20 protein-coding genes are annotated in these 24012 nt (G+C 42.8%); all 20 read right to left on the bottom strand.

Annotated features, from left to right (window positions below; genetic code table 11):
* Positions 1-271: 271 nt before the first annotated feature.
* Entirely contained in the window at positions 272-4585 is a 4314-nt protein-coding gene (locus tag MOB98_RS06380) for a PolC-type DNA polymerase III (RefSeq protein ID WP_268367014.1), read from the bottom strand.
* Between the two features lie 108 nt (positions 4586-4693).
* A complete protein-coding gene (proS, locus tag MOB98_RS06385) occupies positions 4694-6388 on the bottom strand; it encodes a proline--tRNA ligase (protein WP_268367015.1) in 1695 nt (564 codons plus the stop codon).
* Between the two features lie 32 nt (positions 6389-6420).
* Positions 6421-7689, bottom strand: a complete 1269-nt coding sequence (gene rseP, locus MOB98_RS06390) for an RIP metalloprotease RseP (RefSeq protein WP_268362157.1) — start codon at positions 7687-7689, stop codon at positions 6421-6423.
* 6 nt (positions 7690-7695) lie between these two features.
* Complete coding sequence (dxr, locus tag MOB98_RS06395; protein WP_268362155.1) at positions 7696-8847, bottom strand: 1-deoxy-D-xylulose-5-phosphate reductoisomerase; 1152 nt, start codon at positions 8845-8847, stop codon at positions 7696-7698.
* Positions 8848-8907: 60 nt separating this feature from the next.
* On the bottom strand, positions 8908-9717 hold the full coding sequence (gene cdsA, locus MOB98_RS06400; protein WP_268362154.1) for a phosphatidate cytidylyltransferase: 810 nt from the start codon (positions 9715-9717) through the stop codon (positions 8908-8910).
* A gap of 3 nt (positions 9718-9720) precedes the next feature.
* On the bottom strand, positions 9721-10503 hold the full coding sequence (locus MOB98_RS06405; RefSeq protein ID WP_268362152.1) for an isoprenyl transferase: 783 nt from the start codon (positions 10501-10503) through the stop codon (positions 9721-9723).
* 130 nt (positions 10504-10633) lie between these two features.
* On the bottom strand, positions 10634-11191 hold the full coding sequence (frr, locus tag MOB98_RS06410; protein ID WP_268362150.1) for a ribosome recycling factor: 558 nt from the start codon (positions 11189-11191) through the stop codon (positions 10634-10636).
* A 1-nt stretch (position 11192) separates the two neighbouring features.
* The gene (gene pyrH, locus MOB98_RS06415) at positions 11193-11915 is read right to left on the bottom strand and encodes a UMP kinase (protein ID WP_003220923.1); all 723 of its coding nucleotides are present in this window, start codon (positions 11913-11915) and stop codon (positions 11193-11195) included.
* Between the two features lie 145 nt (positions 11916-12060).
* Entirely contained in the window at positions 12061-12942 is an 882-nt protein-coding gene (gene tsf / locus MOB98_RS06420; RefSeq protein WP_268362148.1) for a translation elongation factor Ts, read from the bottom strand.
* Positions 12943-13042: 100 nt separating this feature from the next.
* Entirely contained in the window at positions 13043-13783 is a 741-nt protein-coding gene (gene rpsB, locus MOB98_RS06425; protein WP_003220918.1) for a 30S ribosomal protein S2, read from the bottom strand.
* Positions 13784-13926: 143 nt separating this feature from the next.
* Entirely contained in the window at positions 13927-14430 is a 504-nt protein-coding gene (locus MOB98_RS06430) for a DUF6115 domain-containing protein (RefSeq protein ID WP_268362145.1), read from the bottom strand.
* A gap of 29 nt (positions 14431-14459) precedes the next feature.
* Positions 14460-15224, bottom strand: a complete 765-nt coding sequence (gene sigD / locus MOB98_RS06435) for an RNA polymerase sigma-28 factor SigD (protein ID WP_268362143.1) — start codon at positions 15222-15224, stop codon at positions 14460-14462.
* A 22-nt stretch (positions 15225-15246) separates the two neighbouring features.
* On the bottom strand, positions 15247-15747 hold the full coding sequence (cheD, locus tag MOB98_RS06440; protein ID WP_268362140.1) for a chemoreceptor glutamine deamidase CheD: 501 nt from the start codon (positions 15745-15747) through the stop codon (positions 15247-15249).
* Positions 15744-16373 carry a CheY-P phosphatase CheC gene (gene cheC, locus MOB98_RS06445; RefSeq protein ID WP_268362137.1) on the bottom strand — a complete coding sequence of 210 codons (630 nt, stop codon included), beginning with the start codon at positions 16371-16373 and terminating at the stop codon, positions 15744-15746. Before cheC ends, cheD begins: the two co-directional genes overlap by 4 nt.
* An 18-nt stretch (positions 16374-16391) precedes the next feature.
* Complete coding sequence (gene cheW / locus MOB98_RS06450; protein WP_014113806.1) at positions 16392-16862, bottom strand: chemotaxis protein CheW; 471 nt, start codon at positions 16860-16862, stop codon at positions 16392-16394.
* Positions 16863-16883: 21 nt separating this feature from the next.
* Positions 16884-18899, bottom strand: coding sequence for a chemotaxis protein CheA (gene cheA, locus MOB98_RS06455; protein ID WP_268362135.1), 2016 nt, complete (start codon positions 18897-18899; stop codon positions 16884-16886).
* A 5-nt stretch (positions 18900-18904) separates the two neighbouring features.
* Positions 18905-19975 carry a protein-glutamate O-methylesterase CheB gene (gene cheB / locus MOB98_RS06460; protein WP_268362132.1) on the bottom strand — a complete coding sequence of 357 codons (1071 nt, stop codon included), beginning with the start codon at positions 19973-19975 and terminating at the stop codon, positions 18905-18907.
* A gap of 1 nt (position 19976) precedes the next feature.
* Positions 19977-20873 carry a flagellum location/number ATPase FlhG gene (gene flhG, locus MOB98_RS06465; RefSeq protein WP_268362160.1) on the bottom strand — a complete coding sequence of 299 codons (897 nt, stop codon included), beginning with the start codon at positions 20871-20873 and terminating at the stop codon, positions 19977-19979.
* Positions 20864-21964, bottom strand: coding sequence for a flagellar biosynthesis protein FlhF (gene flhF, locus MOB98_RS06470; protein WP_268367016.1), 1101 nt, complete (start codon positions 21962-21964; stop codon positions 20864-20866). The genes flhG and flhF overlap by 10 nt, the downstream gene beginning before the upstream one ends.
* Entirely contained in the window at positions 21964-23997 is a 2034-nt protein-coding gene (gene flhA, locus MOB98_RS06475) for a flagellar biosynthesis protein FlhA (RefSeq protein WP_268367017.1), read from the bottom strand. Before flhA ends, flhF begins: the two co-directional genes overlap by 1 nt.
* Between the last annotated feature and the right edge of the window lie 15 nt (positions 23998-24012).

The raw sequence follows: 24012 nt of genomic DNA on the forward strand, positions 1-24012 counted from the left end.
CTTCAAAAGAGCAGGGGCTAAAAAGTAAACGATGAACATGTCGAGACAAAATTCTCTTGTTCAATACAAAAGAGCGGGTTTCCCCACTCTTTGCCTCGGTAATCGTTAGCATTTCCAATAAAACTATACCATAACCATATTTTTATTGCAAATGGATATACGCTTACCTTCATACCTAAGCAAATGACAGAAACTCTAATGTTACGATGGCACTTTTTTCGCTTATGTATGCATAGAAGCAGAATTTCCAGGAGAAATTCTGCTTTCCTTGTTAGAACAGTGACAATTGGTTTTGATCAGGCAGTGATTCCAGACAGCCGTGACGATCTAGATACTCTAAAATCGTTTTCGACACTTTCCCTCTCTTTTGCAAATCTTCTTTTGAGAGGAATTCGCCTTCTTCACGAGCCTTTACAATGTTCAATGCAGCGTTCGTTCCTAATCCAGGTATGGAGTTAAACGGCGGGATAAGACTGTTGCCGTCAATAATAAACTCTGTAGCGCTGGAGCGGTATAAATCGACTTTTTGGAATGAATAGCCTCTCTCACACATTTCAAGCGCTAACTCTAAAACAGTGAGAAGGTTTTTTTCCTTCGGTGAAGCGTCAAGCCCTTTAGAGTTAATATCCTCCATTACTGCTTTGATAGCTGTAGAACCCTTAATCATTGTATCGATATCAAAGTCGTCTGCGCGAACTGTAAAATAAGCCGCATAATATAATAGCGCGTGATGCACTTTAAAGTAAGCAATGCGGACAGCCATTAATACATAAGCTGCGGCGTGGGCTTTCGGGAACATGTATTTAATCTTTTTACAAGAATCAATATACCAGTCTGGGACATTGTTATTTTTCATTTCTTCTTCCCATTCAGGCGTCAGCCCTTTTCCTTTACGCACAAATTCCATGATTTTAAAGGCAAGGGACGGCTCAAGGCCTTGATAGATTAAATAAACCATAATGTCATCACGGCAGCCGATAACCTCACTCAGCTCACAAATATTATTGTGGATGAGCTCTTGCGCATTGCCGAGCCATACATCAGTTCCGTGAGACAAGCCTGAAATCTGAACGAGCTCGGAAAACGTTGTCGGCTTTGTATCTTCAAGCATCTGACGGACAAACCGGGTTCCGAATTCAGGAATTCCAAGGGTGCCCGTTTTGCAGCCGATCTGCTCTTCTGTCACACCGAGTGATTCGGTTCCCTGGAAGATCTTCATTACTTCCGGATCATCCGTTGGAATCGTTTTCGGGTCAATTCCGCTTAAGTCTTGAAGCATCCGAATGACGGTCGGGTCATCGTGTCCGAGAATATCGAGTTTTAACAGGTTATCATGGATGGAGTGGAAATCAAAATGAGTCGTTTTCCATTCTGAACCCGTGGCATCTGCCGGGAACTGTATCGGTGAAAAATCATAAATATCCATATAATCCGGAACTACGATAATCCCCCCAGGGTGCTGACCAGTCGTGCGTTTAACACCTGTACATCCCTGTACAAGCCGATCAACTTCGGCCCCGCGCATGTGAAGGTTATTGTCTCCGGCATAGCCTTTTACATAACCGTAAGCAGTTTTTTCTGCGACTGTGCCTATTGTTCCTGCACGATACACATTGTCTTCCCCGAACAATACTTTTGTGTAATTGTGTGCCTGCGGCTGATATTCCCCTGAGAAGTTCAAATCAATATCAGGTACTTTGTCCCCTTTAAATCCTAAGAACGTTTCAAACGGGATATCGTGGCCGTCTTTTTTCAAAGCCGTTCCGCAATGAGGGCATGTCTTATCAGGCAGGTCAAAACCGGAACCGACAGAACCGTCATTAAAGAACTCAGAATGCTGGCACTCTGGACAAACATAGTGCGGCGGCAGCGGGTTTACCTCAGTAATCTCAGTAAGCGTCGCAACTAATGAAGATCCTACGGAACCACGGGAACCAACGAGATACCCGTCATCTAGTGAACGTTTTACAAGTTTGTGAGAGATCAAGTAAATAACAGCAAATCCGTGGCCAATGATACTCTTTAACTCTTTTTCAATCCGCGCTTCGACAATTTCAGGAAGCTCTTCCCCGTAAATGCTTCTTGCGCGCTGATAGCTCATTTCTCTGATCTCTTCATCGGCGCCTTCGATTTTCGGTGTATACAAGTCATCTTTAATCGGCTTGATGTCATCAACTAAAGAAGCAACCTTTTGGGTATTGGTGACTACGATCTCCTTCGCTTTTTCTTCGCCTAAGAAAGAAAAAGCTTCAAGCATTTCGTCTGTCGTTCTAAAATGCACTTTCGGCAGCTCATGCCTGTTTAGCGGATTGGCCCCGCCTTGTGAGGATATTAAAATCTTTCTGTAGATTTTATCCTCATCATTCAAGTAATGAACATTCCCCGTGGCTACAACCGGTTTATTAAGCTTTTCACCCAGTTTCGTGATATTCGCAATGATTTCTTTCAGCGCTTTTTCATCGCGGACCAGTTCAAGCTCCAGCAAGTGACGGTACACTTCTGGCGGCTGAACCTCAAGGTAATCATAGAATGACGCGATATCTTCCACCTCTTCAGGCGATTTTTGCATCATTCCCTCAAAAACCTCTCCCCTGTCACAGGCAGAACCGATCAGAAGCCCTTCCCTGTATTTTTCAAGCTGAGATCTTGGAATGCGAGGCACTCTGTAAAAATAATGAATATGAGAAAGTGACACAAGCTTAAATAAATTTTTAAGCCCCGTGCTGTTCACGGCAAGTAAAGTTGCATGATACGGTCTTGATCTTTGATAAGCATTGGACTGACCCATATTTTCATTCAGCTCATCATGGTACTGAATACCTTTTTCAGCTGCGTCTTTCAGCATTTTCAGAAGCAAATAAGCGGTTGCCTCAGTATCGTAAATTGCACGGTGATGCTGGGTGAGTTCGATATCAAACTTTTTACAAAGTGTGTTCAACCGGTGGTTCTTAAATTCCGGATAGAGAAAACGGCCAAGCTCAAGCGTATCAATAACTGGATTTTTGGCTTTTTCGACTTCAAGAAGCTTTTTATAGGCTACATTTAAGAACCCCATATCAAAGCTTGCATTATGGGCGACAAGGATATCATCGCCGACCCACTCTCTAAACTCTCTAATTACATCTACAACATCCGGAGCGTCGCGAAGCATATCATCAGTGATGCCGGTCAGCTCTATGATTGTGGCGGAAAGCGGACGATGCGGGTTTGCAAACGCCTCAAATTTATCAATAATTTCTCCGCCTTTTACTTTTACTGCAGCCAGCTCAATGATGGTATCGTATACAGCAGACAGCCCCGTCGTCTCTACGTCAAAAACAACATATGTTTCTTCTTCGAGCAGACGATGTGCGGCATTATAAGCAATTGGCACGCCATCATCCACGAGATTCGCTTCCATCCCGTAAATCATTTTAATCCCATGCTTTTTGGCGGCAGAATATGCATCAGGGAAGGATTGGACGACAGCATGGTCAGTCAAAGCGATGGCCTCATGCCCCCATTTTTTCGCCTGTTCGACAAGCTTTCCGATACCCGTAACAGCATCCATTTGGCTCATTGGGGAATGAAGATGCAATTCCACTCTTTTTTCTCCTTCTGGTGCCGTGTCCTCACGGGTTTTCGCCTTTATTTCATTAACGTCATTTGCGATCATGACAAGATCTCTGACAAAAGTGTCATTTTGAATGCTTCCGCGTGCTTTTACCCACATTCCTTTTTTCAGAGACTTCATCAGTGCCGCATCTTCTTTTTCACGTGCAAACATTTTGATTAAGATACTATTTGTGTAGTCTGTAATTTTGAAGATGCACAGCGTGCGTCCGCTTTTCAGCTCTCTGGTCTCCACATCAAATACATAACCCTGAACCGTAATTCTCCGTTCTTCGTCCATGATGCTGTCAAGTGTCCGGATTTCTTCGCTATCTTTAATTTGATAGCCGATAACAAGAGGGCCTGATGGCGCTTGTTCTTCATCACTTTCTTTATCTTTCTTCTCCATTTCAATCAGCGCCTGCATGGCCCGCTCTTGGTCTTCTGCAAGCTTTTGTTCCCGAAACTTTTGAACTTCTTGCTCGGATATAAATATTTCAGCATCTAGCTGAAGGTCCGGGAAACCAAATTGACGGTAGCCCGCTTGAATCATGGAACTGTATTTGTTCTTAAGAGCAGCCGCTTCCGTATCTGTTTTTGTTTTGACAATCAGTTTATTGCCCTTCAGTTTCGGTTTTTGCTGGTTTAAGAGACTGATAATCGGCGGCGAAATGCCTTGCAGTTCTTCAATGCAGCGTGACCAGTAGTCTTGTACAAGACTTTCGGTGACCTCTGTATCTTGCACTTCAATTGAAGATGTCACTTTTGCAATGTGAGCAAACGATTGCGTCAGCCTCGTTGTTAATGTGTCATATATTTGAAAAGGCAGCAAAGATTTAAATTGAAAATGAAAATGCCAAGACTTAGAGGCTTTGTGTATCGTCAGCTTTTTAATCTCGCCATCTTCAAAGTATGTCATGAAGGTATCATCTGTCATATTAATCTGCTGCAGAAGAATTTGAAACTGCCTTCTGTTGACTGATAACTGTTCCATTCAGACAGTATCCCTCCCTAAAAACATCATAAGTGAAGGTACCTCAGGCAATGAGGTACCTTCTATTATTTCTATTTTAACATGTTTTTTGATAAATCGTTATGGTGATTACTGCTTGCTGATAAATGCAGATAATTCGTCTACTGAAATCTCAGTTGACTCACCTGTTTTGCGGATTTTCACTTCGACAATTCCCTCGTCAGCCCGTTTTCCGACTGTGATGCGGATTGGAAGGCCGATTAAATCTGAATCAGCAAATTTTACGCCGGCGCGCTCAGCACGATCGTCATAGAGCACTTCATAGCCTTCCGCTTTTAAATCAGCATACAGCTTTTCTGCTAGCTCTCTTTGCCCATCGTTTTTCATGTTCAAAGCAAGAATATGAAGATCGTACGGCGCAACGCTTTTTGGCCAAATTAATCCTTTTTCGTCATGATGCTGTTCAGCAATAGCAGACAGCGTTCTTGACACACCGATTCCGTAACAGCCCATCAGCATTGGCTGCGCGCGTCCGTTTTCATCTAAGTATGTCGCATTCATCGCTTCTGAATAGCGTGTTCCGAGCTTAAAGACTTGTCCGACTTCGATTCCTTCCGCAAAACGGATCGTGCCCTTGCCGTCTGGTGATGGGTCACCTTCTTTAATAAATCGAAGATCAGCAAATTCTTTAATTTGCGCGTCACGGTTCACGTTGACATTTTTATAATGATGATCTCCTTCATTCGCACCAGCAATAGCATTAACCATTGCTTTCACAGCAAGATCGGCATAAACTTCAACTTCTTGTTTAACACCGACAGGGCCGACAAAGCCTGGCTCTGTTCCAAGCTGCTGAATAACCTCTTCGTGTGAAGCAAGTTCCACAACTTCTGCTTGAAGCAAGTTTTTCACTTTAATATCGTTAACTTCATGATCTCCTCTTACAAGCACTAAGACAAAACGGTCATCTGCTTTAAACAATACTGATTTAATGCAGTCTTCAGCGGAAACCTGTAAAAACGCAGTCAGTTCTTCGATTGTTTTCACGTTAGGGGTATGGACCTTTTCTAAAGCTTCAGGCTCTTCATTAGAAGGGACTTCTTGATAAAGAACTTCAGCCATTTCGATATTCGCTGCATACTGTGATTCATCAGAATACGCAATCGTATCCTCTCCGATCGCAGAAAGCGCCATAAACTCGTGCGTATCCTTTCCTCCCATTGCACCTGAATCGGCAATAACAGGCCTTACATTAATACCGCAGCGGGCAAAAATATTAGAATAGGCCTCGTACATTTTTTGATACGTTTCATCCAGGCTTTCTTCAGATGCATGAAAAGAATACGCATCCTTCATTATAAATTCGCGGCCTCTTAACAAACCGAAGCGAGGACGCTTTTCATCTCTGAACTTAGACTGAATTTGATACAGTGTCAGAGGGAGACGCTTATAGGATTTAACCTCATCGCGAACAAGTGAAGTGATAACTTCTTCATGCGTTGCCCCTAAAGCAAATTCACGGCCATGACGGTCTTTCAGTCTCATCAGTTCAGGGCCATACGTATACCATCTGCCTGATTCCTGCCATGTCTCCGCCTGCTGTAATGCGGGCATAAGCATTTCTACGGCATCAATTTTCTCCATTTCTTCACGAACAATCTGCTGAATGTTTTGAATCACCTTATACGCAAGAGGCATATAGCTGTATACCCCGCTCGTATTCTGTCTGATAAATCCTGCTCTCAGAAGAAGCTGATGACTTTTTGCTTCGGCATCAGCTGGAACTTCACGGAGCGTAGGAATAAGCGTCAAACTTTGTCTCATTTCTTCGCACCTCTGATTGATTTACTTTTCGTTTACAAGAACAGCCGCTGGATATCGTTCCATGTGACGACCAGCATAAGAAGCATTAAGAAAGCTACCCCGATAAACACAACGAATGCTTCTTTTTCTCTGTTAATCGGTTTGCCCCGAATCGCTTCAATAAATAGAAATAACAATCTTCCTCCGTCTAGTGCCGGAATCGGAAGCAGGTTGACAATACCAAGGTTAATGCTTAAAAACGCCGCAAACTGGAATAAGTTCACTAACCCTGTTTTTGCCACTTGGTCTGTCATATCATATATGCCGACAGGGCCTGACAGCATATCAAGTTTAAATTGGCCTGTCACCAATTTGCTTAAGTTGGTTAAAATGGCTTTGGTGACATCAACTGTTGATGTCGCACCGTAAGCAACTGCTGAGAGAACGCCTTTTTCAGTCGGCGCATAGGAACCGAAGCGTCCGATTGTTTTTTTGTTCTCATCTTTAACAGCTTCCGGAGTCACTGAAATATGAAGCGTTTTGTTATCCCTTTTTACTGCAACGTCCATTTCTTTTTCCGGGTTTTCTTTTACAGCAGAGACAATGTCAGTCCAAGACCTCATTTTCTCTCCGTTAATGCTTTGGATGTAATCCCCTTCTTTTAGCCCTGCTTCGGCCGCCCGTCCATTGTCCGTCAGCTGCCCGAGCATAGGCTCATTTGACGGTACGCCTTGAATCAGCCCAAGCATTACTAAAATGACGTAAGCTAAAATAAAGTTCATAATCGGCCCTGCAGCAATCGCTTTAATTCGCTGCCACACAGGTTTGGAACCAAATTGGCGATTATACGGCGCGATCTGTACTTCTTCTCCATCTACTATGAAAAAAGAAGTTTCGCTGACAGTGAAGCTGGAAAGCTCATCCTCTTTCCCTTGTTCATAGCCGGTGATCTTCATGTCATGCTCTAGATCCGCGGTTTCCACTTCAATGACTAAAGCATCCGGGTATTTTTCCTTTTGATTGATGATGACTTTCTCAACTTGATCTTCTTTATTAAACAGAAGGCCGACCGTGTAACCGGGTTTCACCTCAATCATTTCCGGATCTTCGCCGGCCATGCGGACAAACCCGCCGACCGGAAGCAGCCTGATCGTATAAACTGTTTCATTTTTTTTGAAAGAAAAAATCTTTGGACCGAAGCCGATTGCAAATTCACGGCAGAGAATCCCCGCTCTTTGGGCAAGCAATAAATGGCCCAGTTCATGGAAGAAAACGAGCGTTCCGAAAATAATGATAAACGCTATAACTGTATTCACGAACATACCACCTTATGTGAGTATTGAATTGACGTATCCCCGGGTATCTTTGTCCACTTCTTGAATGTCCGCCAGACTCGGTTTTTTTATAATCTGATGGCGGGATAGTGCCTTTTCGATACAGTCTTCAATAGCCAAAAACGGTATCTTGCCAGCTAAAAAGGCAGCGACAGCTACTTCATTTGCCGCATTCAAGACTGTCGGCATTGTTCCTCCTATTTTACCTGATTCAAAAGCAAATTGTAAGCATCGGAACCTGTCAAAATCAGCTTTCTCAAAATGAAGGCTGCCGATTTCCCATAATTCAAGCCTTTTCGCATCTGGTAAAGGCAACCGGTCAGGATAGGTGAGCGCATATTGAATTGGAACCCTCATATCAGGCGTGCCAAGCTGCGCGATCACACTTTTGTCATGAAACTCAACCATTGAATGGATGATGCTCTCCTTATGTAAAACCACATCAATTTGTTCATATGGTATATCGAAAAGCCAATGTGCCTCGATCACCTCTAATCCCTTATTCATCATTGTAGCCGAATCAATTGTAATTTTTGCACCCATTGACCAATTCGGGTGTTTTAATGCATCCTCAACTGTTACTGATTCGAGCTCCTCTCGCGTCTTGTCCCGAAAGCTTCCGCCGGACGCCGTGATGATGAGGCGTTCAATATTTTTAGACTGTTCGCCTTGGAGAGCTTGAAAAATTGCTGAATGCTCACTGTCAACAGGCAACAGCGGAACATCGTATTTCTTAGCATGTTCTTTTACTATATGCCCTGCAGTGACAAGAGTTTCCTTATTTGCAAGCGCAATTGTTTTTTTCTGTTCAATTGCCTTTAACGTCGGGATAAGGCCAACGCTTCCGAGTAAGGCGTTGACCACAACGTCAACCTCTTCCATCACTGCTGCTTCTATCAGCCCTTCTTCTCCCAGCCCAATCTGGCATTCAAAAGAGAAAGACATTTGTTTTAATTTATGATATGTATCCAGATCACCGACAGAGACAAACTTCGGCTTAAAGGCCTCTATCATTGGAACGGCCTTATCAATATTTCTGCCAAACGACATAGATACCAGCTGAAATTGATCTTGATGTGTACGCAATACGTCAAGTGTCTGTTCGCCGATTGATCCTGTTGCTCCTAAAAGACAAATATTTTTCAAAGTGCCACTACTCCTATTCTTTTTGCTGCATGATCAGCCTTATATTCATATTAGACTTTTTTATGAAAAAAGGGCAAGCAGAAAGTACAAGAAAGGCATGACAAACAAGAAACTGTCGAAACGGTCCAAGATACCGCCATGCCCGGGAAGAATCTTTCCAGAATCCTTAACATCGTAATGTCTTTTTAAGGCGGATTCCACTAAATCCCCAAGTTGTCCGAAAACAGATAAAAACAGCGTGATCAACAGCAGATAGATATACGGGACCGGAAGATGTACAACAAGCTGAAAAATCGTCGCGAGTATAAGTGCGATGACAATTCCGCCTGCAAATCCTTCCACTGTTTTATTCGGACTGATTTCAGGCCACAGTTTTCGCTTCCCAATCGATTTCCCGACAAAATATGCACCGGAATCAGTGGACCAAATGACAACACACGCGTAAAAAATGTATGTTAACCCGTACTGGTCAAGATTTCTGATTTCTATAAAATAATGAAAACACATTCCGATGTAAATTGTTGCAAGCGTAATAAATCCGACTTCATCAAAGGTAAAGGTGTTTTTCACCAACACTGTGTAAGTCAGCAAAAGCAGTACCGCGAACAAAGCAATTTCCATTTTTGAAATGCCGTTCGCTTCAAAAAACGAATACTGGCTTGGCAATAAGAACATCCATAATAATAAAAGACTGATCAAACCCGGCAGTGAAACCAGCTTCAGCTTTTTCATCCGTAAAAGTTCAAAAAGCGCTACACTGCCCATAGCATAAATTAATATGGTGAACGGCAAATTCCCGACAATAACCAAAAATAAAAATACAATTGCTGCCAGAACACCTGTCAAAATTCTTTGTTTCATGTCCACCATCCTCTAAATTCCGCCAAACCTCCGGCCCCTCTGCTGAAATTCTCCTAACGCCTGTAAGAAGTGATCTTCTTTAAAGTCAGGCCACAAGACATCAGTAAACACAAATTCGCTGTAGGCAACCTGCCATAGCATAAAATTACTCAGTCTAATCTCACCGCTCGTTCGAATTAAAAGTTCAGGATCCTGCAAAGATTCAGTCATTAAATAATTAGAAAAAAGCGATTCATCGATGTCTTCAATATTCAAGGAGCCTTCCTTCACTTTTTCCGCGAGTGATTTTGCAGCGGTGACAATTTCAGTACGTCCTCCATAATTGAGAGCAAAATTGAGGATCATTCCGTCGTTTTGCGCCGTATCCCGTACAGCCTTTTCAATCGCACGTAATGTGTGCGCCGGCAAAGCTGTTTCATCTCCAATGATCCGAACCTGTACATTTTCCTCCACAAGCTCTGGAAGATACGTATTTAAAAATTCTTCCGGAAGCTTCATTAAAAAATCGACTTCCATTTTCGGCCTCTTCCAGTTTTCTGTTGAAAATGCATACAATGTCAATACTTTGACACCTAGTTCATTCGCAAGCTTTGTTGTACTTTTTACTACCTTCATCCCTTCATGGTGGCCTGCAATTCGGGGAAGAGAGCGTTTTTTAGCCCAACGGCCATTTCCATCCATGATAATGGCGATGTGTTCAGGAATTTCTCCCTTAAGTATGTCTTCTTTTGTATAACGTTCTAAGTTGGAAGCCGCAGTTTGCTGATTCTTCCAATTTTTGAGTATGTTGAGCATGAGATTCCTCCGTCACCCAAAAAGGTTGCATTCCCTGCTGATAACCAATGTAATCAACAGTATTAACAAAAAAACCCCCTGTAAACATGAGAGGGTCTTTTCACTATTATCTATTGTACATAGTTTTTCATTAAACTTCCATGATTTCTTTTTCTTTGTCTTTTGTGACACTGTCAATTTTTGACACATATTCATCTGTCAGTTTTTGAACGTCTTCTGTTGAAGCACGCAGTTCATCCTCAGTAATGTCTCCGTTTTTCTCAAGTTTTTTGAGATCATCGTTAGCATCACGGCGGACGTTACGGACAGCTACTTTTGCGTCTTCAGCATATTTTTTTACAACTTTCACTAATTCTTTCCGTCTTTCTTCTGTTAATGCCGGAATCGCAATACGAATCATATTGCCGTCACTAGTTGGCGTAAGGCCTAAATCAGCTTTTAAAATCGCTTTCTCGATATCGCCGATTGCTGTTTTGTCGTATGGCGTAACGACCAGCATACGAGCTTCAGGCACGTTAATAGAAGACAGCTGATTTAAAGGTGTCTGTGCTCCGTAATATTCAACCGTTACTTTATCTAATAAAGATGGATTTGCTCGGCCTGCACGTACAGTAGCCAATTCGCGCTGATAAGCGGCAATTGCTTTTTCCATTTTTTCTTTTGTTTGAGTTAATACTTCTTTTGACACGTTATTTCCCCCTCACGATCGTTCCGATTGATTCACCGATAACGGCACGTTTGATATTTCCTTCTTCCATAATAGAAAAGACGATAAGCGGAATGTCATTGTCCATGCATAAAGATGACGCTGTTGAATCCATGACTTCCAGGCCGTCTTTCAGAACGTCAAGATAAGATAGTGACTCATACTTAACAGCTGATTCATCTTTTCTAGGATCAGCATTATACACACCGTCAACATTATTTTTAGCCATTAAAATAACGTCTGCTTCAATTTCAGCAGCCCGCAGTGCAGCTGTCGTATCAGTTGAGAAATATGGGTTTCCTGTGCCCGCAGCGAAAATAACGACACGTTTTTTCTCTAAGTGGCGTATCGCTTTTCTTCTTATGTACGGTTCAGCAACTTGTCTCATTTCAATGGATGTTTGCACTCTGGACTGGATTCCGAGTGTTTCCAAGCTGTCTTGAAGCGCAAGCGAATTCATCACTGTCGCCAGCATTCCCATATAGTCAGCCGTTGCACGGTCCATGCCCAGGTCACTTCCTGTTTTTCCGCGCCATAAGTTGCCGCCGCCTACTACAACAGCCACTTCGACTTCAAGCTCAGCGATTTCTTTCACTTGCTTTGCAATGGATTGAATGACAGTCGGGTTAATTCCGTTTCCCTGTTCTCCTGCCAATGCTTCCCCGCTAAGCTTTAATACGATACGTTTGTATTTTGGTTTTTCCATGATAACCTCCAAGTGTAAACATTGCCGTTTTCTATTATGCAAGAGAAAAAAAGGTTTGTAAATATAGTTTTAAAAATAGGGAACACAAAGTGTGTCCCCTATACTGCCTGAAAAGACGCGACCTGGCCGCGAAATCTTTTCACCATTATTTTTTCACTTGGTTCATTACTTCTTCAGCAAAGTTTTCTTGACGTTTTTCGATACCTTCTCCAACTTCATAGCGGACAAAAGTTTGAACATTTGCGTTTTTCGCTGCAACAACTTGTTTTACTTTTTCATCTGGGTTTTTAACGAAAGCTTGGTCTAAAAGGCAAATCTCTTCGAAGAATTTGTTCAGACGGCCTTCAACCATTTTCGCTACGATGTTTTCAGGTTTGCCTTCTTGAAGGGCTTGCTGAGTTAAGATTTGACGCTCGTGGTTTGTTTCTTCTTCAGATACTTGATCACGAGAAATGTAACGAGGGTTAACCGCAGCAACGTGCATTGCGATATCTTTCGCAGTTTCTTCGTCAGTTGTACCGTTAAGAACAGTTAATACGCCGATGCGGCCGCCCATGTGGAGATAAGCACCGAATGCAGAGCTGTCGTCTTTTGTAAGAACTGTAAAGCGGCGAAGAGTGATTTTCTCACCAATTTTAGCAACTGCACTTGTGATGTATTCTTCAACAGTAGAACCGTTTTCCATTTTTTGACCCATCGCTTCTTCAACATCTGCAGGAGCATTTGCAAGAAGGTGGTCAGCTAACGTGTTAAGAAGCTCTTTGAAGCCTTCGTTTTTCGCAACGAAGTCAGTTTCAGAGTTTACTTCCAGGATAACACCTTTGTTGCCGTCAGTTTTAATAAGAGTAGAACCTTCTGCTGCGATACGGTCAGCTTTTTTCGCTGCTTTCGCAATCCCTTTTTCTCTTAAAAGGTCAATTGCTTTGTCCATATCTCCGCCAGTTTCAGTTAACGCTTTTTTACAATCCATCATGCCCGCGCCAGTTTTTTCACGCAGTTCTTTTACTTGCTGTGCAGTAATTGCCATTTGTATTCCTCCTTATATGTTAAAACAAGAGTATGTATATTACACATTTTCTTGAAAAAAGGTGATAAAAGGCAGTCCCTCTTATCACCTTTTGAATAGGTTACGCAGTTGTTGTTTCTGTTTCTGGTGCAGTTTCTTCAGCAACTTCCGCTTCTTCTTCGCCTTGCTTCGCTTCTAAGATTGCATCTGCCATTTTAGAAGTTAGAAGTTTAACAGCGCGGATAGCGTCATCGTTCGCTGGGATTACAACATCGATTTCATCTGGATCACAGTTAGTATCTACGATACCGATGATAGGAATGTTTAATTTGCGAGCTTCCGCAACAGCGATGCGCTCTTTGCGAGGATCGATGATGAATAATGCATCAGGAAGATCCTTCATATCTTTAATTCCGCCTAGGAATTTTTCAAGACGCTCTAATTCTTTTTTCAATTGAACGACTTCTTTTTTAGGAAGTACATCAAACGTACCGTTTTCTTGCATTTTTTCAATGTCTTTAAGACGTTTAATACGTTTTTGAATTGTTTCAAAGTTTGTTAATGTACCGCCCAACCAGCGTTGGTTGACATAGTACATGCCAGAGCGTTGAGCTTCTTCTTTAACAGAATCTTGAGCTTGTTTTTTTGTTCCGACGAAAAGGATTTTTCCGCCTTCAGCAGCAAGATTTTTAGTGAAGTTGTAAGCTTCCTCTACTTTTTTAACTGTTTTTTGAAGGTCGATGATGTAGATTCCGTTACGCTCCGTGAAAATGTAACGCTTCATTTTTGGGTTCCAACGGCGTGTTTGGTGACCGAAGTGAACACCAGCTTCAAGCAATTGCTTCATAGAAATGACTGACATGTTATTTCCTCCTAATATAATGGTTTTTTTCCTCCGCTTAGGTCATTTTTGTGCAGAACTGCCGCCTGCAGCACCCTCTGCATAAATCGTTAAGCGTGTGTATTTAACACCAAGACATAATATAACACAGCTTTATCCGACAATCAAGAATCCTTTACACCTTTGGAGCGAAATTTTAAAAATAGCTCGATTTCTGTCTTTCCGCTCTTCAGCTTTTGAGCTATCTGACTGGCCGAATATCCCTGCTCATATAATTCTATGACCTGGTCTTCAAATGATGGTACATCACTGTTTACGCTCTCTTCCTGACGCTCAACCTCAGTAATCAGATCTTCAATGTGTTCTGGAAGATGCTCTTCTTCCTGAACTGCATCCTGCTCTGAATCGTTTTCAAAGTGCTGAAAGTCTGGCTTTTGGGTCCCTTCTTTTGCTTGCCTTGTAGGGGGACCGGTGTTTTCTATCAGTTTCTCATTTTCTTCTTTTAATTCAAGAAGAAATGCCGCCAGGGTGTTCTCTGTCTCTTCAAGTATCTTCTTTTGCTGTTTTTCTGTTTCTTTCACAGCCGCGAGCCTTGTATACAGAATAATGACAGCGTACAGAAGAACGCCGTGGAGCGTAAAGCTTAAAAGCCATAATAGTGTTGACATGTTTTTCACTCGCTAACCATGAAATTCATTTATTGAATTACTTTTTCCAGCAGATTTCTTAATTTAAATAGTGCCTTTGAATGGATTTGTGATATGCGGGACGTAGAAAGATTTAATACTTGTCCGATTTCTGTCAATGTCAATTCCTCTTTGTAGAACAAGCTGACCACCAGCTGTTCTTTTTCAGAGAGTTCGTGAATTTTTTCGGCAAGCTGTGCAATCAATTCATCCTTCATAATCTTTTCTTCAGGCGGGACATTTTTGTCATCTCTGATCATGACCTGAATGTTTTCACCGTCATCTTGATCATGGAGCTTTTCATCAATTGACAGCAGATTTGCAAAAAAACCTTCATTCATTGTTGACACGACATCCTGTACCGTCATTCCGAGTTCCTCTGCGATTTCTGCGGGCGATACATTCCGAAGATAGCGCTGTTCAAGCTTTTCAATTGCTGCTTCAACCTTCTTTGTTTTTTCACGTGAGGTTCTGGGCAGCCAATCTTCTTTACGAAGCCCGTCTATGATTGCGCCGCGAATTCTAAACGAGGCGTAGGTATCAAATTTTAAGTCCCGGCTGGGGTCAAATTTTTCAAGGGCATCATATAAACCAAGCATACCAAGGCTCATAAGATCGTCTTTATGCACGGATTTCGGCAGCCCGACAGAAATTCTGCCTACATGATATGTAACAAGCGGCATGTAACGGCGCATTAAATCGTCACCGGCTTTAGGATCTTTCCACTCTTTCCAGCGCGTCCAAAGCACCTGATCTTCATAATTCAAGGATTGCATTGTTATCCCCCTAATACCTTAATTAAATCGTTTTTTCACCTTGTTTAACAGTTCGAATATGCAGCATGCAGGACTTCGGTTCAAATTCTATCGTCCGGCCGCTTGAGCCGCCCGTATCTTCACTAACAATAGGAATATTATATAAAGACAGCTGTTCCTTTATCGCTAATACATTTCTCGGTCCGATCTTCATCAAATCATTTGTCGATTTAAATTTAAACATCTCTGATCCGCCGGCAAGCTTTGCTTTTAAAGCAAATTTCCGGCATCCTGCTTCTACCAGCATATCAATCGTGGTCTTCACGGCGGTGTCAGCATACTTAGCCCGATTGAGTTCGGCAGTTTTCGATAATGTTGAATCAGGCAGCATAACATGAACAAGCCCCGCCGTTTGCTTATCTTTATCATAAAGCACCAGTCCGACACAGGAGCCCAAACCAGAGGTCCGGATGGTGTCCGGGAAGCGGGCGATTTTTACGTCAGCTATTCCAACCTTTACAACAACAGCCTCAGTTGTACTCATAATGATGCACCCAAGGCGACAAAGAGCTTTTCAAATGAATCATAGTCCGGCAGCATAAACATATGCGCTTTCAGCTCCTGCTGATGGCTTTGGTCAAAAATTGACGTATCCACAACAATAGCGTGTTCTCCAACCTGGCTGAGCTCCATCAGCCCTTCGCTGATCACAGCTCCGAACATATCTAATGAAACTTCAGGAACACTGGGATAAAGCTGGAGTTTCGTCAAATCCGCCAATGCCGTTAAATATGATCCTGCTAAAATATTGCCCAGTTCATGCAAAGCGGATGAGCTCATATGATCTTCGCCTAAGTCCTCTATATCAAAATCGGGGTTTCCAATCAGCTCTCTGATAAACTGCTCCGCATGATAAAAAGGCATTATAAAGAACATCGAGCCCGTTAAGTCGCCTTCCATTCTTAAAAAGATGCTTGCAACCGGCATCTCGGCGCCGCCGAAAAAATCGACAAGCTCATCGAAAGATAACAGCTTTGCAAACGGGACTTCCATATCTATCTTTCTATTTAACAGCTGGGCCATTGCAGAGGCGGAGTGGCCGGCGCCAATATTGCCGACTTCCCGCAAAATGTCCATCTGCTCTTCTTTGATTACATTAAAAATACTCATGTCATAACCCCTTTAAGATTAAGCTTGATCGGGCACAGCGGACTGAGATGATTCTTTATCCAAAACCGCGTTCGCATCAATAATATTTAAGAGCCTGTTCTCTTGTTTCACAATCTGTTCGATCGACACATCCGTATCTTTCTGGATGCTTTCTGGAGCGGATTCGATTTCACTTTCGTGTACGGTAATCACATCATTCGCTTCATCTACTATCCAGCCGATTTCAGTATCACGATAAGCAATAATGATAATTCGTGTTTCATCGGTAATTTCATACTCTGGCAAATTCAGGCGCTTTCGTAAATCAATAACCGGAGTCACTACCCCGCGCAAATTGATTACCCCGCAAATATAGGGTTCGACGCCAGGCACTCTCGTTGGCTTTTGCCATTTTTCAATTGATTTCACCTGAGTGACGGAAATGGCATATTCTTTTCCATTTACCATAAAGACAATCATTTTTTCGCCTGTTTTAATTTCTGCAGTCATGTGAGACACCTCCTCGAATGGTTAAATAATCAATGCATTACAATCAATAATGAGCGCTACTTCTCCGTCTCCTAAAATAGTAGCTCCGGAAATTGCAAAGACGTTTGTTAAATAATCTCCGAGTGATTTCAGCACAACTTCCTGCTGGCCAATAAAGGAGTCCACCACAAATGCAGTAGGTTTATCGCCTTTTTTCACGATAATGATATGGAGCTGTTCGGCATCTTGTTTTGTATCCTCTATTTTAAATTCGTCTTTTAAATAAACGACAGGGACAATATGCCCTCTAAAGTCAATCACTTCACGGTCATGCGTTTGCAAAATGTCTTTTCTGTCAATAACTGCCGTTTCGATAATAGAAGAAATCGGAATGGCAAATGTCTCTTCTTCCAATTTGATCAGCAGAACTGAAATTATGGACAAGGTGAGCGGAAGCTGGATGCTGAATAGTGAACCTTGGCCTTCTGCAGATTTTACACTGACTGAACCGCCAAGAGATTCCAGTTTATTTTTCACAACGTCAAGTCCGACACCGCGGCCGGAGATATCAGAAATTTGATCGGCAGTTGAGAACCCTGGAGCAAAGATTAACTCGTAAATTTCATTGTCTCCTAAGGTTTCAGCTTCTTTTTCCGTAATGACCCCGCGTTCAAGCGCTTTTTCAAGGATTTTTTTGCGATTAAGGCCTGCACCGTCATCCTCGACTTCGATAAAGACATGGTTGCCGCTGTGGTACGCTTTAAGCACAACTTTACCTGATTCCGGTTTCCCCTTTTCCAACCGTGTTTCCGGTGACTCGATGCCATGATCAATACTGTTTCTGATCAAGTGAACGAGAGGATCTCCGATTTCATCAATCACTGTTCGATCCAATTCAGTTTCCGCACCGATGATCGAGAGTTCGATTTTTTTATTCAGCTCTTTTTGAAGCTGGCGAATCATTCTTGGGAAACGGTTAAAAACGGTTTCGACAGGAACCATTCTCATATTAAGAATAATTGATTGCAAATCTCCGGAAATTCTCGTCATTCGTTCAACCGTTTCGGTCAGTTCATTGTGCTCAAGCTCTTTTGCAATCTGCTCGAGACGCCCTCGGTCAATGACAAGCTCTTCAAATAAGTTCATTAAAGAATCAAGTCTGTCAATGTTGACACGAATTGTTTTAGATCCGCCGGCTGTATGCTTCGCCTGTTCATCGTTTTTAGCAGGCTGTTTTTGTTTCTCCTGCTTCGCAGGTACAGCTGCTGGTGAATCCTCCGGCTTAGATTCTTCCAGCTTTTCAGCTGATGTTAAAGGAGCCCCTTGAATGATTTCAACATGCTCAATTTCTGACACGCCATTGATTAATTGCTCAATTTCTTCCGCTGATTGATGTGTTAAGAAACAAACTTGAAATTCAGTACCGAAATCTTCTGTTTCAAGCACTTCTGCACTTGGAATTGTTTTGGCTACTTCTCCGACTTCATTAAGTTTTTCAAACACCATATAGACACGAACTGCTTTTAACATACAGTTTTCATTAAGAGAAATCTTGATTTCATAACGTTTGAAACCTTGCTCCTCCGCTTCTTGTATGACAGTCCGTTCAAATTCGTCATATTCCCAATCAGATGCTGAACTCTGTGCTTCTGCAGGTTCCGCCGAGGCAGCCATTTCAGCGTGCGCACCATTCACATCAAGCTTGGCACTCACTTCTGAGATATCTCTTTTACCATCCCCGCCATCAATAATAGACTGAACCATTGCTTCCAGGTGATCCAGAGCTTCAAACAAAATATCCAGCCAATCTGAGGTAACTGCCATGTCCCCGTTTCGAATTGCATCCAGCACGTTTTCAAGTAAGTGAGTGAGATGCGCTAAATCCGTATAGCCCATCGTTGCGCTCATCCCTTTTAACGTGTGGGCAGCCCTGAATATATCATGCACGAGCTGAAGGTCAGTCGGGTCTTTCTCTAAAAGGAGAAGCTTTTCATTACATGTTTGTAAATGTTCTTTACTCTCATCAATAAAGACATCTAAATACTGATTCATATCCATTTGAATCACACCCTCTCTTTTTTCACACAGCTTGTGATGGATGCTGCGATATCTTCCACATGTTTAATCTCATGAATGAGGCCCGCTTTAACAGCTGCTTTCGGCATCCCATATACGACACAAGATTCTTCAGACTCCGCAATGGCTTTCACATTGCCGCCCATAAGCATGTCCTTTAAGCCAGCAGTGCCGTCACTGCCCATTCCGGTCATGATAACAGCCACTTTTTCATAGTCTGCCAGTTTACCGACAGAACGGAATAAATAATCAGCTGATGGTTTATGACGGCTCGGCGTATCGAGATTATCAAGCACGATCTGAAGTCCTCCGCTGCTTTTGATAACGGATATGTTTTTACCGCCCGGCGCTATGTAGACACAGCCATTAAGAGCTGCTTCACCATCTTTTGCTTCTTTTACTTGAATGTCGGATAAATGATTGAGCCGCTCAGCCAAAGAAGCAGTAAAGCCTTCGGGCATGTGCTGAACAACAACCACTGGCGCGTTCAAATCCTTAGGAAGCTTCGGTATCACCTTTTGTAACGCCCTTGGGCCGCCTGTCGACGTGCCGATGCATACAATTTGTCTGCCCGTGCCGTTTTTCGGTTTGCTTAATTCAGGCTTCACATGCCGCACGATAGGCTCAGGCCGGACCGCCTGTGACACTGGATGTTTCCGCTGGCCGGAAAGTCCGGCAGCGACGACACGCTCAACCAATTGTTCTTTAATTTTGTACAAATCCAGAGATATAGAGCCTGATGGCTTTGTAATGAAATCAAAGGCACCGATCTCTAAACAATTAATTGTGCACTCTTTTCCTTTTTCGGTCTGGCTTGACACCATAATGACCGGCAAGTTATAAATCTCAATAATTTTGCGCAGTGTGTCTGTCCCATTCATGACCGGCATTTCAACATCAAGAGTAACAACATCCGGCTTTAGTAATTCAATCTTCTTAAGCGCTTCTTCTCCGTTTCTCGCAGTTCCGATTACTTCTATCTGCTTTTCCTCGGTTAGAAAATCACTTATCATTTTTCTCATAAAAGCTGAATCATCAACTACAAGCACACGAATCAAATTAAGCCCTCCTCATTAAAAAAGAAGATAATTTCTCTATAAATGTCTGTTTGTCTTCTTTGTGTCTTGTTTCTTCTCTTTCAAACAAGGCGTCCGCTAAAAGACGGACTGACCGGCTGGCTTTTGCCTGAGGACTTTTTATGAAAAAAGGAACCTGTTCGACAACTGCTTTGCTCACGATCGGATCGTCAGAAACGGAACCAGCAAACTGAACCTGAACATCCAAAAACATATGAATTGTACGGGAAAGGCGGGTAAAAGCGTTCAGCCCTTCTTTTTGATCACGGCACCGGTTGACAGCGACCTTCATTGAAAGCTTATTTTCTGTCAACACCAAATACTTGACAGCGCTGTATGCGTCCATGATAGCAGTAGGTTCGGGAGTTGTGATGACCAAAATATCTTCTGCCGATAAAATAAAAGGCAACTGATCTTTTGATAATCCCGCTCCCATGTCAAACAGTACATAATCGAACTGGCTTAGCGCATAAGAAAGCTCATTGGCGAATAACGTCCATTGTCTCTGATCCAGCTGAAACATTACATCCAGACCGGTTCCTCCTGATATATACCGCAAACCTTTTGGTCCAGCGGATAATGACTGCATTAACGGTTTACGATCGGTCAATACATCGATAATTGTGGCTGACGACGAATTTCCCATTAATATATCAATGTTCCCCATCCCGATATCAAGATCGATGAGCAGTACCTTCTTACCTTTGTCCTGCAGTGCAAGGGCCATATTTAAGGTAATATTGGATTTTCCAACACCGCCCTTGCCGCTGATGACAGCAAGTGTCTTCGCTTTTTGTGAATAAACCATTGGCAGAACGCGCTGACGCTTTTCCATTTTCGCCCGTAAAGTTGCTGCTTGGTCAAATCTCTTCATCTGCAAAGCATCCTTACAAAACCAAGAGGGGATACAGTCTGAATATCCTCAGGCACATTCTGGCCGTTTGTTATAAACCCGGCACCTATTTTTGATTCTGCCAGTATATTAAATACAGAACCTAGGGAAGCAGTTTCATCTATTTTTGTAAAAATAAATTGATTGACAGGGACGGATGAAAACCGTTTGACAATGTGCTTCATATCTTCATATTTTGCAGTAGCGGATAAAACGAGAAATGACTGAATGCTGCCCTCAAAAGGAATCGTTTCTTTCAATTCATCAATGTATTGCTGCTCCTTGAAGTTTCTTCCGGCTGTATCAATAAACACATGATCATACTCAGAAAATAACTCTTTCGCCTGCTGGAATTCTTCTTTTGTATAGCAAACTTCCAGAGGAGCCTGCAGCAGTTCGGCGTATGTTTTCAACTGTTCAACAGCTGCAATCCGAAACGTATCTGTTGTAATGAAAGCGATTTTCTTCTGTTTTTCAAGCATAGATATGGCTGCGAGCTTAGCCAGCGTTGTTGTTTTACCTGCCCCCGTTGAACCAAACAGAACGATATACTTTGAATGAATAGGCTCCTGCCACTTATCCGCTGAAGGCAGTGTACCGCATAGTATATCCTCAAGTTTGCCGACCACGTTTTCTTCCGTCAGACCGCCCGCTTCCACAGAGCAGCGCAGTAATTTCTTCAAAGCGCTCGTCTTCGTTGACTCTTTAATCCCCGTTTTTTGTAATAGCTTTTCTGCTTTTCGCAGCGGCTCAGGAAGTACAGATTGATAAGCTGAAAAATCACCCGGCTCATGTTGCGCCGGAAATTGAGGGGGATATGTCCGCTCCTCTATTTTCGGACTGCTGACCGGAGTTTTTAATGTTTGTTTCGGCTCAGCTGTATTCTGGGTGGCTCTTTTCTCAAGAAAGTCTTGATCCAATACGGCTATTACTTCAACAGCAGGCTTGTTGATGAGCCCAAACCATTTTCGCTTATTAATTTTTTTCGAATTTAAGATGACCGCTTCATTACCTAACTCTTTTCTGATGAGAAGTGCCGCTTCTTGCATTGAAGCAGCAGTAAATTTTTTTATTTTCATTAAATATCCACCACTCCAATGCTTTGTACCTCAACATTCGCCTCAAGTTCGTTATAGGAGAGTACCGGAAGATCAGGGAAATATCGTTCCAGAAGCTGCTTCACATACATTCTGACAGGCGGCGAGCAAAGAAGTATCGCAGTTTCCTGACGTAATGAGAGCTGTTCGGCTTCTTTAGCGACAGAGCGCACAATACTTTCTGAAATATCTGGTTCAAGCGACAAGTAATTCCCGTGTTCCGTTTGCTGTACACCGTCTGCTATCGCCTTTTCTACACGGCCCGAACAAGTAACAACCTTCAACACTTCATTTTCTTTGGCAAACTGGGCTGTAATTTGTTTAGCCAGCGCTTGTCTTGTATACTCTGTTAAAAGATCAGAGTCTGTTGTCAGTTTTCCATAATCAGCAAGCGTTTCAAAGATCGTTACTAAATTTCGGATTGAAACCTTTTCTCTTAAAAGCTTAGCCAGCACCTTCTGAATATCACCGACAGACAATGGATTTGGCGTAACCTCTTCCACGAGGACCGGGTACGTTTCTTTTAAATGGTCGATCAGCTGTTTCGTCTCCTGTCTTCCGATCAATTCATGGGCATGCTGCTTAATTTTCTCCGTAATATGGGTTGAAACAACTGAAGCAGGATCGACAACTGTATAGCCAAGCATGTCAGCTTCATCCTTTACCGATTCGCTAATCCATTTTGCCGGCAATCCGAATGACGGCTCCACTGTTTCAATCCCTTCAATGAGATCGTCTTCAGGCGTTGGCGACATTGCTAAATAATGATCAAGCAGCAGCTCGCCTTTTGCTACTTCGTTTCCTTTAATTTTTAATCGGTATTCATTAGGCTGCAGCGCTATATTGTCTCTGATGCGCACAACAGGAATGACAAGCCCGAGTTCCAGGGCTAACTGACGGCGAATCATCACAATTCGGTCTAATAAATCACCGCCCTGATTGGCATCAGCAAGCGGTATCAGACCATACCCAAACTCAAATTCTATCGGATCTATGTGGAGAAGCTGAACAACACTTTCAGGGCTTTTTAGCTCATCAACCTCAGCCTCTTCCTCGAGAATCTCGTCCACTTCTTCTTTTTCCTTGCCTGATTTAGATAGCGTATAAGCGCCGAAAGCAAGCAGCCCTGCAAGCGGTCCCGTCAGAAAGATGCCAATCGGAGTGAAGATACCAAGAAGCAGAATCGTAGCTGCTGCGACGTATAAAAGCTTTGGATAAGCAAATAGCTGGCCTGTAATGTCATGCCCTAAGTTTCCTTCAGAGGCAGCTCTTGTTACGACAATCCCCGTAGCTGTAGAAATTAACAGCGCCGGAATTTGCGAAACAATTCCATCGCCCACAGTCAGCATCGTAAAGTGCGAAGCGGCCTCTTGAATGGACATGCCTTGCTGAAGCATTCCAATCACGATACCGAATATTATATTGATCAGCACGATAATGATTCCGGCTATCGCGTCGCCTTTTACAAATTTACTGGCACCGTCCATTGCTCCATAAAAGTCTGCTTCTCTTGCCACTTTTTCGCGGCGGTGCTTCGCTTCCTGTTCGGTAATCATCCCTGCGTTTAAATCAGCATCAATACTCATTTGCTTCCCAGGCATTGCGTCCAGCGTAAACCTTGCTGCCACTTCGGAAACACGTTCAGCACCTTTCGTAATGACGATAAACTGAATAATAATCAGGATGATAAATACGACAAGTCCAACTAATACATTTCCGCCGACAACGAAATTTCCGAAAGTCTCGACGACTTTTCCTCCTTCACCATGTGAAAGAATCGAACGGGTAGTTGAGACGTTCAAGCCCAAACGAAATAGGGTTAAAAGCAGCAACAGTGACGGAAAAATCGAAAACTGAAGCGCTTCCTGCATATTCATTGTGGTGAGAAGCACGATCAACGCAAGAGAAATATTTATAATGATTAAAATACTTAACAGCCATGGAGGAAATGGAATCACCAGCATCGCCACAATGAGGACCACACTTATTAAAACGGATAAATCTCTTGTTGACATGCTGTTTTTTCTCTC

The organism is Bacillus sp. N13C7, assembly GCF_026790065.1.
GTDB lineage: Bacteria > Bacillota > Bacilli > Bacillales > Bacillaceae > Bacillus.

Coding starts and splice junctions, on each gene's coding strand:
- MOB98_RS06380 (WP_268367014.1), bottom strand. CDS start 4,585: ATGGAACAGTTATCAGTCAACAGAAGGCAGTTTCAAATTCTTCTGCAG.
- proS (WP_268367015.1), bottom strand. CDS start 6,388: ATGAGACAAAGTTTGACGCTTATTCCTACGCTCCGTGAAGTTCCAGCT.
- rseP (WP_268362157.1), bottom strand. CDS start 7,689: ATGTTCGTGAATACAGTTATAGCGTTTATCATTATTTTCGGAACGCTC.
- cdsA (WP_268362154.1), bottom strand. CDS start 9,717: ATGGTGGACATGAAACAAAGAATTTTGACAGGTGTTCTGGCAGCAATT.
- MOB98_RS06405 (WP_268362152.1), bottom strand. CDS start 10,503: ATGCTCAACATACTCAAAAATTGGAAGAATCAGCAAACTGCGGCTTCC.
- pyrH (WP_003220923.1), bottom strand. CDS start 11,915: ATGGAAAAACCAAAATACAAACGTATCGTATTAAAGCTTAGCGGGGAA.
- tsf (WP_268362148.1), bottom strand. CDS start 12,942: ATGGCAATTACTGCACAGCAAGTAAAAGAACTGCGTGAAAAAACTGGC.
- rpsB (WP_003220918.1), bottom strand. CDS start 13,783: ATGTCAGTCATTTCTATGAAGCAATTGCTTGAAGCTGGTGTTCACTTC.
- MOB98_RS06430 (WP_268362145.1), bottom strand. CDS start 14,430: ATGTCAACACTATTATGGCTTTTAAGCTTTACGCTCCACGGCGTTCTT.
- sigD (WP_268362143.1), bottom strand. CDS start 15,224: ATGCAATCCTTGAATTATGAAGATCAGGTGCTTTGGACGCGCTGGAAA.
- cheD (WP_268362140.1), bottom strand. CDS start 15,747: ATGAGTACAACTGAGGCTGTTGTTGTAAAGGTTGGAATAGCTGACGTA.
- cheC (WP_268362137.1), bottom strand. CDS start 16,373: ATGAGTATTTTTAATGTAATCAAAGAAGAGCAGATGGACATTTTGCGG.
- cheW (WP_014113806.1), bottom strand. CDS start 16,862: ATGACTGCAGAAATTAAAACAGGCGAAAAAATGATTGTCTTTATGGTA.
- cheA (WP_268362135.1), bottom strand. CDS start 18,899: ATGGATATGAATCAGTATTTAGATGTCTTTATTGATGAGAGTAAAGAA.
- flhF (WP_268367016.1), bottom strand. CDS start 21,964: ATGAAAATAAAAAAATTTACTGCTGCTTCAATGCAAGAAGCGGCACTT.
- flhA (WP_268367017.1), bottom strand. CDS start 23,997: ATGTCAACAAGAGATTTATCCGTTTTAATAAGTGTGGTCCTCATTGTG.